The 16,513-nt window shown below is 66.3% G+C and carries 15 protein-coding genes and 2 pseudogenes; 11 read left to right on the forward strand and 6 right to left on the reverse strand.

The genetic code is table 11. The features are described 5' to 3' along the window. Together AC3IYJ_RS38480 and AC3IYJ_RS38485 are read left to right on the forward strand one after the other, a co-directional pair. A pseudogene (locus tag AC3IYJ_RS38480) lies at positions 1 to 732 on the forward strand (hypothetical protein); the annotation flags it as partial. A gap of 395 nt (positions 733 to 1,127) precedes the next feature. Then, positions 1,128 to 1,457, forward strand: a complete 330-nt coding sequence (locus AC3IYJ_RS38485; protein ID WP_489399145.1) for a hypothetical protein — start codon at positions 1,128 to 1,130, stop codon at positions 1,455 to 1,457. A gap of 395 nt (positions 1,458 to 1,852) precedes the next feature. Here the strand turns inward: AC3IYJ_RS38485 and AC3IYJ_RS38490 are convergent, their stop codons facing one another. After that, positions 1,853 to 2,161: a hypothetical protein gene (locus AC3IYJ_RS38490; protein ID WP_489399146.1), complete on the reverse strand. Its 309-nt coding sequence runs from the start codon at positions 2,159 to 2,161 to the stop codon at positions 1,853 to 1,855. A 715-nt stretch (positions 2,162 to 2,876) separates the two neighbouring features. Here AC3IYJ_RS38490 and AC3IYJ_RS38495 point away from each other — a divergent pair. The 4 genes from AC3IYJ_RS38495 (at position 2,877) to AC3IYJ_RS38510 (ending at position 6,490) form a co-directional block, all read left to right on the forward strand. After that, positions 2,877 to 4,307 (forward strand): FAD-dependent monooxygenase, encoded by a 1,431-nt coding sequence (locus AC3IYJ_RS38495; protein WP_489399147.1) that lies wholly within the window; start codon positions 2,877 to 2,879, stop codon positions 4,305 to 4,307. Between the two features lie 270 nt (positions 4,308 to 4,577). Continuing rightward, positions 4,578 to 5,174: a hypothetical protein gene (locus tag AC3IYJ_RS38500; protein ID WP_489399148.1), complete on the forward strand. Its 597-nt coding sequence runs from the start codon at positions 4,578 to 4,580 to the stop codon at positions 5,172 to 5,174. Positions 5,175 to 5,180: 6 nt separating this feature from the next. Beyond that, positions 5,181 to 6,251, forward strand: a complete 1,071-nt coding sequence (locus tag AC3IYJ_RS38505) for a hypothetical protein (RefSeq protein ID WP_489399149.1) — start codon at positions 5,181 to 5,183, stop codon at positions 6,249 to 6,251. A gap of 41 nt (positions 6,252 to 6,292) precedes the next feature. After that, positions 6,293 to 6,490 (forward strand): hypothetical protein, encoded by a 198-nt coding sequence (locus AC3IYJ_RS38510; protein WP_489399150.1) that lies wholly within the window; start codon positions 6,293 to 6,295, stop codon positions 6,488 to 6,490. 361 nt (positions 6,491 to 6,851) lie between these two features. On the opposite strand, the gene AC3IYJ_RS38515 is transcribed toward AC3IYJ_RS38510, so the two are convergent. The 3 genes from AC3IYJ_RS38515 to AC3IYJ_RS38525 all read right to left on the reverse strand — a co-directional run bounded on the left by AC3IYJ_RS38515 (position 6,852) and on the right by AC3IYJ_RS38525 (position 9,080). Beyond that, a protein-coding gene (locus AC3IYJ_RS38515) for an IS3 family transposase (protein ID WP_489399112.1) occupies positions 6,852 to 8,056 on the reverse strand; the annotation gives its coding sequence in 2 pieces (ribosomal slippage) (positions 6,852 to 7,816 and positions 7,816 to 8,056; 1,206 coding nt in all). A 66-nt stretch (positions 8,057 to 8,122) separates the two neighbouring features. Beyond that, on the reverse strand, positions 8,123 to 8,386 hold the full coding sequence (locus tag AC3IYJ_RS38520; RefSeq protein WP_489399151.1) for a hypothetical protein: 264 nt from the start codon (positions 8,384 to 8,386) through the stop codon (positions 8,123 to 8,125). A gap of 436 nt (positions 8,387 to 8,822) precedes the next feature. Beyond that, entirely contained in the window at positions 8,823 to 9,080 is a 258-nt protein-coding gene (locus AC3IYJ_RS38525) for a hypothetical protein (protein WP_489399152.1), read from the reverse strand. On the opposite strand from AC3IYJ_RS38525, the pseudogene AC3IYJ_RS38530 reads away from it, so the two are divergent. The 3 genes and pseudogenes from AC3IYJ_RS38530 to AC3IYJ_RS38540 form a co-directional block, all read left to right on the forward strand. After that, positions 9,075 to 9,390, forward strand: a pseudogene (locus AC3IYJ_RS38530) (IS5/IS1182 family transposase); the annotation flags it as partial. The gene AC3IYJ_RS38525 and the pseudogene AC3IYJ_RS38530 overlap by 6 nt on opposite strands. A gap of 244 nt (positions 9,391 to 9,634) precedes the next feature. Continuing rightward, a complete protein-coding gene (locus AC3IYJ_RS38535) occupies positions 9,635 to 11,506 on the forward strand; it encodes an ABC transporter ATP-binding protein (RefSeq protein WP_489399153.1) in 1,872 nt (623 codons plus the stop codon). A 292-nt stretch (positions 11,507 to 11,798) separates the two neighbouring features. After that, complete coding sequence (locus AC3IYJ_RS38540; RefSeq protein WP_489399154.1) at positions 11,799 to 12,518, forward strand: IS6 family transposase; 720 nt, start codon at positions 11,799 to 11,801, stop codon at positions 12,516 to 12,518. Positions 12,519 to 12,757: 239 nt separating this feature from the next. On the opposite strand, the gene AC3IYJ_RS38545 is transcribed toward AC3IYJ_RS38540, so the two are convergent. Then, positions 12,758 to 13,435, reverse strand: a complete 678-nt coding sequence (locus AC3IYJ_RS38545) for a S1 family peptidase (RefSeq protein WP_489399155.1) — start codon at positions 13,433 to 13,435, stop codon at positions 12,758 to 12,760. A gap of 461 nt (positions 13,436 to 13,896) precedes the next feature. Here AC3IYJ_RS38545 and AC3IYJ_RS38550 point away from each other — a divergent pair, with 461 nt between their 5' ends. Together AC3IYJ_RS38550 and AC3IYJ_RS38555 are read left to right on the forward strand one after the other, a co-directional pair. Continuing rightward, a complete protein-coding gene (locus AC3IYJ_RS38550; RefSeq protein ID WP_489399156.1) occupies positions 13,897 to 14,196 on the forward strand; it encodes a transposase in 300 nt (99 codons plus the stop codon). Beyond that, positions 14,193 to 15,152, forward strand: coding sequence for an IS3 family transposase (locus AC3IYJ_RS38555; RefSeq protein ID WP_489399157.1), 960 nt, complete (start codon positions 14,193 to 14,195; stop codon positions 15,150 to 15,152). Before AC3IYJ_RS38550 ends, AC3IYJ_RS38555 begins: the two co-directional genes overlap by 4 nt. On the opposite strand, the gene AC3IYJ_RS38560 is transcribed toward AC3IYJ_RS38555, so the two are convergent. Continuing rightward, the gene (locus AC3IYJ_RS38560; protein ID WP_489399158.1) at positions 15,104 to 16,321 is read right to left on the reverse strand and encodes an RICIN domain-containing protein; all 1,218 of its coding nucleotides are present in this window, start codon (positions 16,319 to 16,321) and stop codon (positions 15,104 to 15,106) included. The genes AC3IYJ_RS38555 and AC3IYJ_RS38560 overlap by 49 nt on opposite strands. Positions 16,322 to 16,513: the final 192 nt, after the last annotated feature.

Raw genomic sequence — 16,513 nt, forward strand, 5'->3', positions numbered from 1 at the left:
GACTCGTGCTGGCCGCCGGCACAGCCGGGCGAGTTCGTCAGATCGACCGGGCCGGTACGCCTCCGGAAGATGGGCGGATTGGTCCCCTGGCTCGGTGAGGGTGTCTTCTGCGACGCCACGAGCGTGTTCTGCTTCCCACCGAGCTTCTCAAGGTTCCCCATCCTGCCTGGGGACGAGCGCACCTCCGGTTTCGTCTGTGCCTACCGGCGGCTGATCACAGACGGATTCGTCGGCACCCGGTTCGAGATGGCCGTCGCGGGCGGAAGGTCAGGAAGACGGGGGCGGGCGAGACTCTCCAGCCAGGACTTCATTGCACTCTTGATCAGCTGGCTCGGCCGTCCCATCGCCGTCACATCCTGCGGTGATGGCGACCGCCGGAGCAGCTGTCACCTCGGACAGGCCGGAACGCCGCTCACGGCGCACGTACTCCGGGCGACCACCAGATGCCCCACCTCCACGCCTGCAGCCGACCGTTCCTGGCTCCAGCCCGGCCGGCCGCTGCTGCTGGCCGACTACACGTCCGACGCAACAGCATTACTCTCAGCGGAAGTTGCGGCCTCAGGTAGCAATCATCGGGGGCAAGGGGGAAGGGAGCGTGCCAGGTCGCTTGGGAGCACAAGCTCGCTCTTGAATGACTCGCGCGCCCTGTGTACCCCCCTGGCACCCGCGGGGGTCTTGATGAACATTGTCATTGTAAGGACACCACCTCGCCGCACGATGATTTTCCCGTGACTCCAGCAGTCAATTCGAGACGGGCGTCAGGGAACTAGCAACTTGAAGTGCGAGAAAGGGATGAAGGCTCATCTCCCCTCTCATCCTTCAGGGAATTGAGGGGTTCCAGAAAGATCGGAGTTGCGATCATGCAGCTAAGAAGTAAGTCACCCGTTTCCTTCCGGATATCCGCAAGGCGTAACAAGATTCGCGCCGCCCTCGTCACTATCGCCCTCGCCATCTCGGCCTGCCTTTTCCAGGCGTCTCCAGCGACGGCTTTACCGGTCCTCCTCTCATGCACAGGCTCATACGCAACCACTTACAGCCCTGGCCTGACTTATACTCCGCAGCAGGTCACCTACAACACTTCCAATACCTACGGTCCCCCCAGCGGACACTGCTTGGGCGGTGGCGCGGTGGTCTCCGGCACGTCAGGCCTGACCAACGCGCTGCTGCCTGCGGCATCATGCGTGGATCTCCTCGGATCCACCGTCACCGGATCAACCACCGTCACCTGGAACACCGGCGAAATCACCAGGTACGAGTGGAGCAGCACAGCCGCTAACGTCCTGGGCACACTCGTCACCACCACCACAGGCAAGGTAGTCGAGGGCAAATACCTTGGTGGCAGCGTTCAACGCATCAGCATCGCACCGAATCTCCAAGTGCTGCAGAACGCCTGCAACAGCCCTCAAGGCCTCACCAGCGACAATGGAACGGTCACATTGACCATCCAATCCTTGTGATGCGTAGCGTGGAGCTTTGACCGCCCGGCAACCACATGCTGGACACAGCAGATGAACCGAGCCCCCAGGGCTGATTCGTAGTCATGGCTGCTCGGAGAACCAGCAGGTCACAGGAATGTGACGAACTTTCATTACGGCAGTGCGTATGCAACGAAGCTCCGATGATCAGGGAGACCTACCAAGTCGTCTGATCACCGGAGCTTCGGTGTGTCGTCAGTCTGCCACCGTCTGCCTGGTGAAGTCACCCACGCGTCAACAACGTGGGATCGTGGAGCTGGAGGGACGGCTGCGGACGCTGCCGGACCCGCGTGGCCGTCGAGGGCGTCGTCACTCTCTGCTGTCGGTGCTGCTGGTCGCGGCCTGTGCGGTCCTGGCCGGTCTTGCCTCGCATGGGGTCAGCCAGCCGCGAATGCGGCCAGCAGAGTGTCCGCCCGGACCTCCAGTTCGGGAGTCAGAGCTCCCTTCACGGCCAGCATGACCTCATGGCCGCCGACTGCGCGGGCAAGCCGAACCACGACCTCTCGATGCTCGCCGACCAAGGGATACGAGTACCAGCCGTCGGACCGCTCGTCGTCGGTCCCCTCGACCGCCAGTGCCACCGTCTCCCAGTCGGTGGCATCGAAGCCGTAGCCCACGTAGTGCGACAGCAGCTCCAGGAACGACCGCAGGTTGCGTTCCCAGATCCATCCACCGACTTCTGTCATGGCTCCCCCTCCGTGCTGCACTGTTGTTGAGCTGCACGGGTGAAGCATTGTCATACCGGGCAGGGAGATCAACTGTCCGCCAGCAGGGAACAGAGCTGTCCGCTCACCCGGATGTCCTACTGTCCGTTGACACGCGTCGATGCCAGCCCAGAGCCGGGCTCGTTGCTCGTTCATCCACCCCTCCTCGTTCCACACGGCTTGCCGTCGGCCCGAGGGACACCCCGCTGTCATCTCCGTAATCAGCGACCGAAGCGCACATCTCGATCAGCAGCCAGGGCGCCCAAGTGTCCTGTCGCATCGGACCTTGACCGGTCTCACTGAAGTTCGACGACCACCCAGTTCGTCTCAGCCAAGCTTGACCACCACCTTGTAGGTCATGTCCGTTCTCACCGGTCCTTTCCGAGTCTCACCGTGTTGCGCGCAGATCTGGCGAAGTCTCAGGCGGCGGCCTGGCTGACCACCTGAGTCGCCTGGTCTACACCAGTCTGGGCTGATGGGCGTCTCATCGGAGCCGGCGTTTCTCATCGATGTCTGCCGAGGTCGAGGTGATCATGGCCATGCCCGGCGCGCGCATGCCGGGTTCAGGGCGTTTGCGGGAGCGTGGACGCGATTTCGGCCGTACCGATGAGTCTTGTGCGAAACCGCAGTCGACACTGCTGGCCCCACCGACAGCGGTGGGCCCGTGCCGGGAACGGTCCAGCGCGGGAGGAAGCACATGGAGGCAGTGATGGGCGTCGACGACTCCGAGCAGGAGCGCACGATCGGGACGGGCGAGCCGGGGGTGCGGGTGAGCGGTCCCAGGGTGCTGGTGGCGGGGGCGAGCATCGCTGGACCCGCGCTGGCCCACTGGCTGCGCCGGCGAGGGGCCGAGGTGACTGTGGTGGAACGGGCTCCCGAGCTGCGCCCCGGCGGGCAGGCGGTGGACGCACGCGGGGTCGCCAAGGAGGTCATCGGGCGCATGGGGCTGGACGCGGCGGTCCGCGCGGCGTGCACCGACACCGCCGGCGCGCACACCGTGGACGCGGACGGGCAGGTGCTGGAGACCTTTCGCGCGGACGACGACGGTGGCGACGGGTTCATCGCGGACATCGAGATCCTGCGCGGGGACCTGTCCAAGGTGCTTTACGACGACACCCGCGAGGGCGTCGAGTACATCTTCGGTGACCGGATCGCCGAGCTCGCCCAGGACGCGGACGGGGTCGACGTGGTCTTCGCGGGCGGCGACCGGCGGCGCTTCGACCTGGTGGTCGGGGCCGACGGGCTGCACTCGGAGCTGCGGACGATGGTCTTCGGGCCGCATGAGCGGTTCCTCCGCCACCTCGGGCACGTGCTGGCCTTCTACAGTGTGCCCAACGAGTTCGGGCTGGACCGCTGGCTGCTGGAGTACCAGGACCAGGAGTCCGGGCGCTCAGCCCTCCTGCGACCCATCCAGGACGCCACCCGTGCGATGGCCATGTTCTACCTCCCCTCGGCTGACTTCGACATCGACCACCGCGACGTCACGGCCCAGAAGCGCCTGCTGCGTGAACGGATGGCGGGCCTGGGCTGGCTGGCCCCCGGCATCCTCGCGCACCTGGACGACACCCCGGACTTCTACCTCGACCAGGTCGCCCAGGTGGTGATGGACCGCTGGTCCAGCGGACGGGTAGGGCTGCTCGGGGACGCGGCGTTCAGCTCGTCGCCGATGTCAGGGCAGGGCACCGGGCTGGCGCTGGTCGGCGCCTACCTGCTGGCCGGAGAGCTGGCCGCCGCCGAGTGGGACCCCGACACCGGGTTCACCCGCTACGAGGCGCGGATGCGCTCCTTCGTCGAGGCCAACCAGGAGATCGGCCGATTGAACGCCCGCAGCCGCGACGTCCCCGGGCCAGACGCCGAGCCGCGCCCGATTTCGCCGGCGCATGGTTCACCGAGCTGGTGGGGCGCGCGATCAACGGCATCGAACTGCCCGACTACGCGGGGACGCCGGACTCCGCAGCCCCGGCCGGATCGCCGATCACCTCGTCAGCCAAGCCGTAGGCGTCACATCACGCGTCGAGAGGGACCACGGTTCGGCAGGACACCGCTGGACGACCTCCGCTCAGGCCGCACGGTGCGCGTTGGAGCGCCCGTTCGGCGGCCACGCCACGTTCCGATGAGGCAGCGTTGACCCGGAAAGCCGACAGGATCGATGAGAATCCACCACGCGGAGTCTCAGTGGTTCTGCCACTTGCCCGGTCGGTGCTCACCGGAACTGACAAGGCCATTGAGACACCGACCCCGTGACGACCAAGCCCCTTGATCCCAGCCGGATTGCTCGCCCGTCCCGTCTCAAGACAGTCGTCACTGCCCAGCTCGCCGACATGGCTCCCGGGCACGATGGACGAGAACGGACAGGTCAGGCCACCCCGGTGTCGGATGCCGCAGTTACGGTTGCCGGATGAACGGATCGAATGCGTCAGCCGGCGTGCCGGCCCGCCCCGGCGCGTTGCTGCCCCTCCTGGCTACCGACGAGCCAGTCGTCGACTTCTTTGCCGGGGTCGCGGACCTCGACGCGACGAACCCAGCCGATCACGAGCTCGAAGACGGTGTCCGGCTCGCCTCCGGGGCCCGGCTGGAGCAGTTCGCACGCGCGGGTTCAGGGGACGCGTTCTGCTTCGTTGGTGAGGGCGGTGAGGAACGCCCCGTGGTGTACGTCAGCCTTGACGGTGAGGCCGGACCGCTTGCTGTCGGACTGCTGGAGTTCGTGCAGCTGTGTCTGGTGGCACCGTGGTGGCGGGATGCTCCCGGACGGACAGCCAGAGAACTCCAGGAGATCGCCGACGAGTACCGGCAGGACATGTCAGACCTCGACCGGCGACGCGACCTTGCGGCCCGGGCGCTCGGACTCGATCCGGCTGGACTGCCCTCCGAAGCGGCTGCCCTGGCCCGGCTCGCAGAGCTCTCCCGAGGACCGGTCGCGGCGGCCTGCCTCGTAGTCGGCTATGAGGGTGATCCGCTCGACTCCCTGTTCGGCGCTGCCCCCGATCAACCCTGACGGGGCGTGTCGGCGGCGCTTGAAGCCGGACCCGCCGGCGCCGGGAGCATCGACGACTTCGAGCTCTTCTACGCCCGCCACGCGGTGGACCGCTTCCGGAGCCTGCTGGGCCGCCAGGGGCTCCTCGACCTCCTGGCCGCGGACATCGAGGAAGGCAACGCCTTCCTGCGCGAGAGTGCCCGCACCTCCGACGGCGCCTTCAAGGGGGGCACCACCGTGCTCCAGGCGAAGGGCCTGACCTCGGGCGAGTTCCTGGCCTGGATGGACAAGGCCTTCGCCGGAGACGAGAAGCCGCTCCTCGCGGCGCACCCCGAGCTTTACGCGATGGGCACCGATGAGATCGGCGCGCGCGTGGTGGAGAACATGGAGAACATCGGTCCCCACATCGCTTCCTTCTACGTGGGCGGCTGGGGCACCGACGCCCTGGACTGGGCCAAGGACGCGGCCGAGCTCCTCCCGGAGTCCGAATATCCGCGCAAGATGTCCTCGAACCTCTTCCTGACCGACGGCATCGTCATCGGACGGGCACTGATCCAGTTCGGCGACACCGCCGACGGTTTCACCTCGAACCTGTCCGTGTACTTCCCCGTGACCTGCCCGGACGAGGTCCTGGACCACCACCTGCGGCACTACGCCGTCGAGTTCCGCAACTGGATCGTCGCCGCGGCCGCCCGCCCTGGAACTCCCGGCCGGACGCCGTGCCTGCCCCGGCGTCCGGCGTCCAGAAGCCGTCGGGCCGCCCACCCGTACCCGCCGCCAGATCCGCCCGGCGGAATCGCAGGCCCCCCGGCACAGCGGAAAACGAGCAGAGCCCTCTTCGCGCGCTTCGAAGAGAAGAAACGAAAGACCCAAGATGTCGAACCGCATCCCGTCCGCCACAGGACGCAAGCTGACCCTGGTCGTCCTCCGGGTGACCTTCCCGTCCCGCACCGGTTGAGCTGGCATGAGGAAGACGATCTACGCACTGACGGCGGCAGCCCTCCTGCTCGCTGCCACACCGGCGCACGCCAACGCGGGCCGAAGACGGAGGGGTCGGATTGTCGGTCCGGGGCAAGGGCCTGCGAGTTGATGACGTAGCCGCCTCCACGGAAGGCCACAGGGCCGGGCTACGCGCCCGCTTGATCACGTACGACCCGGACGGCTACCGGTCGAAGCTCACCGGGTGGAAGGACGCAACCCCGGTAACCGGGGGCCTGACCAAGATCTCCGTGGTCGGCTGGAAGTGGAAGGGCGGCAAGAAGTTTGCCCACGGCACGCGGTTGTGTGTCGAGTTCAACGTAATGGAGGGGGAGCCGTGCGCGGTGATCCACTGGTAACGGGTACCGACGGAAGCCGCTGACCAGCGCGCGGGGAGGCGCTCCAAACCCTCCGTACCTCCCCGCGCGAGAGCCCGGGCTCTTTGAACTGCCGTGAAGTCCTGGCCGGCCGCCACTCTGACGCCGTCGACCCGCTGAGCGGCGGGCAGCGGCGACTCCACCTGCGCGCCGCAGCAGCCGGCGTGAGGCCCACCGACCGAGCCCAACCAGCGCGACGCACCCGCTGCGCAACCACCTGTCGAGCCCGTGGACGCCTCGATGCGTCTAAGTGGTTGTTGTCTTTCCGGTCGTGGCTGTGGTGTTTCCGCTGGTCAGGAGTAGGGGTGATGATGAGGTGACCCCCGGAATGTGGACACAGGGGTCATGCTGCGAGTGAGAGTTTAACTGTCTTGTGGTGCTGCTGTTCGAACTCCATTGGGGAGAGGTAGTCCAGCGCGCTGTGGCGTCGGCGGGCGTTGTAGTAGGTGAGCCACTGGAAGATCTCCAGCCTCGCCTGACGGAACGTCGAGAACAGCTTCCGGTGCATCGTTTCTCGTTTCAGGCCCTGCCAGAAGCTCTCGGCCAGGGCATTGTCGTAACTGGAGCCGACCCGGCCCATGCTCCTGCGGATGCCGTACCGATCGCAGACCTGGGCGAACGCGGCCGAGGTGTATTGCGATCCGCGGTCCGCGTGGAAGATCACTCCGGTGACGTCGCCGCCGCGGGTCGCGACCGCGGCCTGGAGTGCGTCGATGACGAGCTCGGCCCGCATGTGCGGGGCCATCGACCATCCGAGTACCCGGCGGGATCGGATGTCGATGACGCAAGCGAGGTAGAGCCATGCGGTTCCGACCTGCACGTATGTGATGTCGCCGCACCACTTCTCGTCCAGCGTGCCGGCGGTGAAGTCCCGCTGGAGCAGGTCTGGCACCGGCGGCGCCAGGCGGTCCGGGATCGTGGTGCGCTTCTTTTTCCGCAGGTGGCGGCCGACGATGCCGTGCTTGCGCATCAGCCTGGCCACGCGCTTGCGGTTGACCGTGTACCCAAAGCCCCGCAGTTGGGCATGGACTCGGAGCGCGCCGTAGTTTCCGCGGTGTTCGGCATGGATTTCGCGGATCTCGGCGACCAGGGCGTCCTCGGTTCCCTGCCGCTCGGCCCGCGCCTGGGCGCCGGCGATCCACCGGTAGTAGCCCGAGCGGGAAACTTCCAGTACCCGGCATATCCGCTTGATGCCGTACATCTCGGCGTGGGCGGAGACGAAGTCCCAAGCGGCGGTCCTCACTTCATCTCCCGCGCGAAATAGGCGGCTGCCCGTCGCAGGATCTCCCGCTCGAGCTGCCATTCCTTCTCCGCCTTGGCCAGCCTGGCGTTTTCCGCCCGCAGCCGGGCCAGCTCGGCCTCGGTGTCCTGCGACGCGCCGGAGGCGACCGGACGGTCTTCGGCGTCACGCACCCAGGTCCGCAGCGTCTCGGGGTTGACGTTCAGATCGGCCGCGACGTCCCGAAACGTCCGCCTGCCGGCCGAGGCCCGCCACAACGCGACCGCGTCGGACCGGAACTCCGCACTGTACTTCGAGGGCCTTGCCACGTGGATTTACACCTTCCAGGATCAACAAGATCCATTGTCAGGTGTGTCCACACCACGGGGATCACCTCAAGGGTGCTCGCGCAGGAACTCCGCGAGTTGCAGCCGCCAGACGGGAACCAGGTCCTCCCGGGCGCTGTCGGCATCCACCGACCGCGCCACCAATGCGGCATGCCCGTCCAGCTGAGCTTCGACGGCTGTCTGCTCGGCGACTCCGGCGCGGCGGAACAATAGAGCCACGCGTGTGCGCGCCGTCGTCCAGGCATCGGTGGCCATTGTCGCCACCACGGTTGTCGCCCCTGTCATGGCCAGGGCGGCCACACCTTCGAGCACGAGGACTCCTCGACGTCAGGAATCGGATGGGAGTACAAGGTTCAGCCAACTCATCGTTGTTCGCTGGACGTTGATCCCTCTCCGCGTAGATTTGCATCCTGGCACGTTGCTCCTGGTTGAAGCCTGATATTGCCGAGCAATATGACCAGCTCGTTACAGTGAGGCTTGAGCAGCCCAAAACCTCGTCGATCAGCGTGTCCACGCAGCTGTGCAACGACTGATGAGGCTCAGGCGAGGTCGAACAGTTGCGTAGGAGCGGTTGCGTAACGTGCCCCACCCGGGAGACGGTGGCTGAGCGTCGACCTTGCTCTCGACAGCGCTACGTGGCGGGCTGCCTTGCCCACCGGAGCACCTTGTACACGGATAACCCACATGCTTCCCAGAGTCACCATCGGCCCGGCCGGAAGACTTCAAGTCAAGTGAGACGGTTGTGTCGCTATGGGGTTTGTAGCGCGGGTTCCCGGCGCTTGGCCGGGTCGTTGATCCACGCGCGTTGAGGGATGCGGGGTGGTCTGGAGTGGTGGCCGAAGCGTTCGGGGTGCCGGGCGTATGCCTCGGCGAGGGTGGTGGCCCGCTGGTCGTGGACCTCGTCGGCGGTGCCGAAGTGGACGCTGGCCGGGGTGTGGGTGGGTCGCTCACCTGGGCATTCGCCGGACGTGGGGGCGGCCTTCGTCTGATCATGTGCTCCGACCAAGGTGCACGTGACGATGACGACAGCTCACGCCGCAACAGCGGCCACCTGCGAAGACGCCACATCAAGCACACCATCCCGGAACCAAGGGACCAGCGGACCAACTGCAAACGCTGCGACAGCGGCGGCGGCCGACCCACCGGCTTCGACAGCGAGCTCTACAAGCGCCGCAACGAGGTCGAACGGACCATCAACCGGCTCAAACACCTCCGGGCCGTCGCTACCCGCTACGACAAGCGCCTACGTCCTCCACGGGACCGGCATCACAGTCGCCATCAGACGGTCGGCGCGCCGCCCACCGTGGTGCACCTGACGGCCGTTGACCAGAACGATCCCCCCGCCGGAGACGGTCTGGCCGCCGCATCCCACCCAGACCGTGACCGTGCTGAGCCGGGGCGCCCGCTGACCCTGCCGGTGACGTTCTCCCCGGGCGGATGGCGGGTCCGCCGTCGGCCGGTTACGGGGCGGTCGTCACCCACACGGAAAACGCTTGGACGGCGCGGACGGCATCGCGGGAGACTGTGATCTCCGTAACCAAGTGAATACGTAGGGTGTCCATGAAAGCGTCTCTGGAACGAGGGGGCCCGCCAGGCAGAGGGCCGGTGGTCCTCGCACTCCGCTACTACGGGCGGGAGTTGGCGCGGCTGCGGTGGCTGACCGCGCCCGCCATGCTGATGCCCGCCCTCGGCAACATCGGCATCAGCTACATCGCCCCGCTGGTCGTCGCGAAGCTGGTCGGGCGCATCGCGGGCGGCGCCGGGCTCGGCCTCGGCGCCTGCCTCCCGTACGTCCTGGGCTTCGCCGGTGTCCTGCTGCTCTCGGAGGCGGCGTGGCGCCTCGGCCTGCACTGCCTGAACCGGCTCGACGCCCTCGGTATCGAGCGGCTGTACATCGTCGGCATGGACGAGCTGTTCGCAAAGGACGCCGCGTTCTTCCACGACAACTTCGCAGGGTCGCTGACCAAGCGGGTGCTGAGCTTCGCCTCCCGCTTCGAGGAGTTCGTCGACGCGCTGACCTTCTCGGTCGTGGGCCGGTTCGTACCGCTGCTTTTCGGGTCGGTGGTGCTCTGGCACTACGAACCGCTGCTCGTCGTGGCGCTCCTGGCGATGATCGCGGTGACGGGGGTGTGCGTACTGCCCCTGATCCGGCGCCGCCAGGCGCTCGTTGCCCGGCGCGAGGAAGCGATTGCCCGGGTGTCGGGGCACGTCTCCGACAGTCTGATGAACATGGACACGGTCCGCGCGTTCGCTGCGGAGGAGCGTGAGGCGGCCGAGCACCGGTCCCGGGTCGCGCAGTCGCGCGCGCTCACGCTGCGGTCGTGGGACTACGGCAACCTGCGGATTGACACCCTGGTCGCACCGATGTCCGTCGTGACCAACGCGCTGGGCCTGCTGATCGCCGTCACGATCGCCGGGAGTGGCGGCGGCGGGGGAGAGGGCGTGGGCGGAAGCGGGCACGGGGTGGAGGCGGTCGTGGTCGCGTTCACGTACTTCTCCAACGCCACCCGGATAATGTTCGAGTTCAACCAGATCTACCGTCGTCTGGAGAGCTCGATGACGGAGGCCGCGCAGTTCACGCAGCTGCTGCTGACGCCTGCGACCGTACTCGACCCACACCTCCCCGAGCCGGTGCCGGAGCCGGACCGGGCCGGCGAGGTGCGCTTCGAGAAGGTGGGCTTCGCCCACGCGGGCGCGGAGCCGCTCTTCGAGGGGCTCGACCTGGACGTGCCCAGCGGGGCGAAGATCGGACTGGTGGGCCGCTCCGGTGGCGGCAAGACCACACTCACCCGGCTGCTGCTGCGGATGACGGACATCGACGCGGGCCGGATCCTGATCGGAGGCCGGGACATCAGCAGGCTGCGCCAGCGCGATCTGCGCGACCTGATGGCGTACGTCCCGCAGGACCCGGCGATGTTCCACCGCACCCTGCGGGAGAACATCGCGTTCGCCCGGCCCGGTGCCACCGAGGCCGAGATCCGGCGCGCGGCCGAGGCGGCGCACGTCACGGAGTTCGCCGACGCGCTGCCCGACGGCCTCGACACGATGGTCGGCGAACGCGGGGTCAAGCTGTCGGGCGGGCAGCGTCAGCGGGTCGCACTGGCACGGGCGATCCTGCGCGACGCGCCGATCCTGCTGCTGGACGAGGCGACCAGCGCCCTGGACTCCGAGAGCGAGGTCCTCGTACAGGAGGCGCTATGGCGTCTCATGGAGGGGCGCACCGCCCTCGTGGTCGCGCACCGGCTGAGCACGGTGGCCCACATGGACCGGCTCATCGTCCTCGACCGCGGCCGCATCGTCGAACAGGGCACGCACCACGAGCTGCTGGCCTGCGAAGGCACGTACGCGAAGCTGTGGCAGCACCAGTCGGGCGGATTCCTCGACGAGAGTCCCGCACCCCCCTCACCGCGTCAGGGGGATTCCTGGAGGTAGGCGGCGATCAAAGTGAGGCCGTTGGCGATGGTGAGGACGGCGGCGGGTTCGCGGTCGGGTTGGCAGCGCCGTTGCCTCCGGCATAGAAGGTGTCGTGGCAGCCGCCGCCCTTGCCCGCGGTGCTCAGTCGATGCGCTTGGCGGTCCTGATGTAGACCGGGTCGGCCGGAACGTCCCGCACATCCTTGGCCTTCACTCTGTTTCATCGCCAGAGCCGACGGACCGGTGCTGTCACGTTGTCCGGGCGGGGGTGGGATGATCTCCGGGTTGTCTGTCCGGGGAGGAAGCCTGTCGTGTCGTCTGTGGTGCCGTCGCACGCGAACCATCGGTACCCGGTCGAGGTGATCTCGCACTGCGTGTGGCTGTACTTCCGTTTCCCTCCCAGCTTCCGCGAGGTCGAGGAGCTGATGCTCGAGCGCGGTGTGACCGTGTCCTACGAGACGGTCCGGCGGTGGTGTCTGAAGTTCGGTCAGGTCTACGCGAACGCGCTGCGTCGGCGGCGTCCGCGGCCTGGTGACAAGTGGCACTTGGACGAGGTCTTCATCAAGATCAACGGGGTGCAGAAGTACTTGTGGCGGGCTGTCGGCGCGGACGGCAACGTCCTCGACATCCTGGTCCAGAACCGGCGTGACAAGGCTGCGGCCAGGTGTTTCTTCCGCCGGCTCCTGACCACCACCGGGCAGATGCCGAGGGTGATCGTCACGGACAGGCTCCGCTCCTACGGGGCCGCCCTGCGTGAGGTGATGCCCTCGACCGAACACCGACCGCACAAGGGCCTGAACAACCGGGCGGAGAACTCCCACCAGCCCACCCGCCAGCGCGAACGCGCGATGAAAGGATTCCGCAGCGTCGGCGGGGCACAGCGGTTCCTGTCCGCGTTTAGGGGGATCTCGCCGCATTTCCGGCCCCACCGACACCTGATGAGCGCCGGGCGCCACCGCTTCGAAATGACGATCAGGTTCACGATCTGGAACCACATCACCGGCGCCGCCGGTGTGCCCGTTCCCGCCTGAACCACACCCCTACCGGGGTCTCGGCACACCCTGACGCGCCATCAAACGATCACACCACCGACAACGTGACAACACCCGACGTCACGCTCGAGGGCATAACTCTGCGCGTCGACTTGTCCATACGCCGCCTGTACTGCGAGAACACGGCCTGCTCGAAGGTGCCCTTCGCCGAGCAGGTGTCGGTGGCCTCCGTCCGGCAGTTCGCCGTATGGTGCTTGCGTTGGCCGCCCTCGCTCCCCTCAGCCGGCGGCGATGGTCTTGTCGATCCACGCCTGATGCGGAGCGATCGCGGTGTAGACGACGAATCCGGCGTCGCCGCAGTCGCCGATCGAGCCACGGCTGGTGACCGCAACGACCTCGCCGTTCACGACGGCCGGGGTGCCGGAGTCGCCGTAGCAGGCGGTCGCCGTCCTCGTGACCGCGACGCACAGCTCGTCGTCCCCGCCGCACTGGCCCTGCACCGTGGTGTCGAGCTGTTTGAGCAGCCGAGGCGACTTGGGGTTCTCCTGTGCGTCACGGCCCCAGCCCAGGAGCCGGACCGGGCCGCCCGCAGGCATCGGCCCGACACGCAGCGGCGTGGCGCTGACCTTCGAGGAGAGTTTCACCAGCGCGATGTCGCCGTAGTTGCCTCCGACGGTCTTCTCCACTGCGGCCATTTCACCACCCTGGGTGCGGTCGTTGGAACCGATCCGGATCTTTCCGGTGCTCTCGGCCCTGGGCATGCAGTGTTTCGCGGTGACGACCCACTGGGGTGCGATCAGCCCGCCGCCGCAGCCTCTGCCGTCGGGGTCATGGCCGAGATCGGCGATCCACGTGTATTGGTCATGTGCGGTCTCGCCGCCGATGATCGCGGCCGCCGGAGTAGCGGTGACAGCGACCGCTAATGCGGCACAGACAGCGATGACAGACTTTCGCATGCTTTAAGTTCCTTTTCGGTCTGTTTCGGAAGCCACGAGCATAGACAGAACCCGGCATACGCCTGATCATGCCTGCGGTTGATCCGGCGTACTCCGCCGGAGGGATGCGCTCCGGTTCCCGTTCTCCATCCCCCTTGCCACCACCAGGCCCGGTCAGTCCGGCCGCGGTGCTGCGGGCCGTCGTCGGCAGAGGGCAGATGCTTGAGGACCCATTAGGCGGCGATGCCGCAAGCAGCCCATGCGACCTGCGGAAACGCCGATCTTCGGCTGTGCAGGGGGCGAGTCCTCACCGCACGGTTGGAGTCGAGAGTGTCAAGCGCCGTGGTCGTGGCTGGCTCAGCCACAGCGCTCCGTTGCTGTCCTCCCGGCTGCCCACCTAGACCACTGGGCTTGATCCGCTTTGACGGACATCGGAGATCAGGGGCTTGGGCCCCGGAAGGATGATGTTCATCATGGAGAGCATGGGGAAGAAGAGGGCGCGACCTCGGCGCTCGTTCACGGCGGAGTTCAAGGCCGAGATCGTTGAGCTGTGCCGGCGTGGTGACCGGTCGGTCGGTCAGGTCGCCCAGGACTTCGACCTGACCGAGACCGCGGTCCGTTCCTGGGTCCGCCAGGCCCAGGTCGATGCCGGTGAGAAGGACGGCCTGACCAGCGGCGAACGTGAGGAGCGGGCCGCGCTGCGGCGGGAGAATCGCAGGCTGCGGGAGCACGTGGAGGTCCTCAAGCGTGCGACGGCTTTCTTCGCGACGGAGACCCGGTGACGGTGCACCCGTTCATCGAGGCGGAGAAAATCGCAGGTCACAACGTCAAGCGGGCGTGTGAACTGCTCCAGGTCTCCCGGACCGCCTACTACGCTCGCCGCACCGGCGTCCCCGGGCCCCGCGAGGTGCGGGACGCCGAGCTGACCGAGAAGATCACCATCGTGCACCAGCGCTCTCTCGGCACCTACGGTGCCCCGCGCGTCCATGCCGTCCTGAAGCGCGAGGGCACCGATTGCGGACGCCGCCGGGTCGCCCGTCTGATGCGCCAGGCCGGACTCGAAGGCCGAACCCGAAGGCGACCACACCGCACCACGATCCCGGATCCACGCGCAAGCACTCGCCCTGACCTGGTCCTTCGCAATTTCCAGCCCGACCCCGCCGCCATCGACACCCGCTGGTGCGGTGACATCACCTACATCGCCACCGAAGAGGGCTGGCTCTACCTGGCGACCGTCATCGACATCGCCTCCCGCCGCGTGGTCGGCTGGGCCACGGCCGACCATCTGCGAACCGAACTCGTCGCCGATGCCCTCACGGCCGCCTGCCGAACCCGCCGCCCTGCCGGCCCGGTGATCTTCCATTCCGACCGCGGATGCCCAGTACACCAGCCGCTAACTCGCCCTACTGGCAACACAGTTCAAAATCAAGCTGTCGGTAGGTCGCACCGGCCAGTGCTGGGACAACGCTCTCGCGGAGTCGTTCTTCTCCACGCTGAAGAACGAGCTGGGCGACGCCCATCCCTGGCCTACCCGGGCCGCCGCCCACACCGCGATATTCGAGTGGATCGAGAGCTGGTACAACTTGCACCGGCTCCACAGCAGCCTCGGCTACCGCAGTCCCGCCGAATACGAAACCGGCTTGGCGGCCTGACCAACACACCAAAGGTGTCCGTCAAAGCGGAGCAAGCTCAGGAGAGGGAGGTCATCCGCTCGGTCACTCCGAGGGTCCATCGCTGATTGGCTACGCCGACGCAGTCCCACATTTGAACGGACGTCCCATTGGCAGTACTGGCACCCCGCACATCAAGGCACTTTTTCCCATAGCCAACGATGCGACCATCGCTGGTCAGCGTCCATCGCTGATTGGCTACGCCGGCGCAGTCCCACATTTGAACGGGCGTCCCATTGGCGGTACTGGCATCCCGCACATCAAGGCACTTTTTCCCATAGCCAACGATGCGACCATCGCTGGTCAGCGTCCATCGCTGATTGGCTACGCCGGCGCAGTCCCACATTTGAACGGGCGTCCCATTGGCGGTACTGGCATCCCGCACATCAAGGCATTTTTCCCCATAGCCGCGGATCTCAGTACCAACAGAATTTTTCTCCACAGTGTACTGCCGGCGGAGCCATGATTCATATACTGAGGGCTTCGCCGGGTTAGCCGCACTGTGGTGGCAAGAATAGTCGTCGTGACAGTCGACCACGTTGTCGTGCTCAGCGTAAGCGTAGAACGCCGCCACTTTTTCGGTTAAGTCGCGGCCCGAAACGTTCACTGGATTTCTGGAAATTGGATATCCCCGGTACCCGGTGACGCTGTGAGCGCTCGGGTAACTCTTCTGCGCTTCAACTCCGAAAAATGCTCCAGCGTGATGGTCATGATGGTCGCCATCACTGTCATTACCATCGATCACTCCAATTCTGCCCTTGTAATCCTGCAGGCGAATGTCGAGTGGGCGGAAATACTCCATGAGTTGTTGCAACGTCCGCAGCAACCCGACCTTACTGAACGAGGATTCTCCGTCGACTGACGTGACATCAGCGAGAGATCCCTCCCAGAGCTTCTGCAGGCTCTGCCGGTGGTATCGCGGCGATCCCGAGCCGCGAAATCCGTCGGGAATCCGAAGGAAAACAAGCGAGATCTGGCTGTTGTTGCGCAGAGTCGACATGGAGAGGGTTCGATCGGGAAGTGGCACCTTGGCGTCACTCCAATTGTCGGCTGTCTGCCGCATCCTGGCGTAGGCGGCCTTTGCGCCACGCTCACGCTCATCCCAGTAGGTTGCATCTTTCCCGGCATCCCCTGCGGTCAGGTAGACGGTAGTGACACAAGCGCCTTGCCTTACGTCGCGCAGCAGGTCCGGGCTCATGAATAACAGGTCGTCATCCTCGTGGGCAACGATGTTCATAATTCGATCCGTCCCGCACGCCGGAGCTGCTGCCGAAGCGGGTTCGCCACGAATGGAAAAAAGAGTTAAAATGGCCAAATTTAAAATTATCCCAGATATTATGTTAGTCTTTCGCATGGGTTCCCTCCGTTGTCGATCAGTCTGGATAGCACTCCGGCTAAGACGCGAGATGCCCACGGCCGACATCGGGAC

The sequence above is a fragment of the Streptomyces sp. GL_140 genome (assembly GCF_057834465.1).

Excerpts from the sequence above, each read along its gene's own strand:
- AC3IYJ_RS38490 (WP_489399146.1), bottom strand. The coding sequence starts at position 2,161 with ATGACAGAAGTCGGTGGATGGATCTGGGAACGCAACCTGCGGTCGTTC.
- AC3IYJ_RS38535 (WP_489399153.1), top strand. The coding sequence starts at position 9,635 with ATGAAAGCGTCTCTGGAACGAGGGGGCCCGCCAGGCAGAGGGCCGGTG.
- AC3IYJ_RS38545 (WP_489399155.1), bottom strand. The coding sequence starts at position 13,435 with ATGCGAAAGTCTGTCATCGCTGTCTGTGCCGCATTAGCGGTCGCTGTC.
- AC3IYJ_RS38500 (WP_489399148.1), top strand. The coding sequence starts at position 4,578 with ATGAACGGATCGAATGCGTCAGCCGGCGTGCCGGCCCGCCCCGGCGCG.
- AC3IYJ_RS38560 (WP_489399158.1), bottom strand. The coding sequence starts at position 16,321 with ATGAACATCGTTGCCCACGAGGATGACGACCTGTTATTCATGAGCCCG.
- AC3IYJ_RS38550 (WP_489399156.1), top strand. The coding sequence starts at position 13,897 with ATGGGGAAGAAGAGGGCGCGACCTCGGCGCTCGTTCACGGCGGAGTTC.
- AC3IYJ_RS38495 (WP_489399147.1), top strand. The coding sequence starts at position 2,877 with ATGGAGGCAGTGATGGGCGTCGACGACTCCGAGCAGGAGCGCACGATC.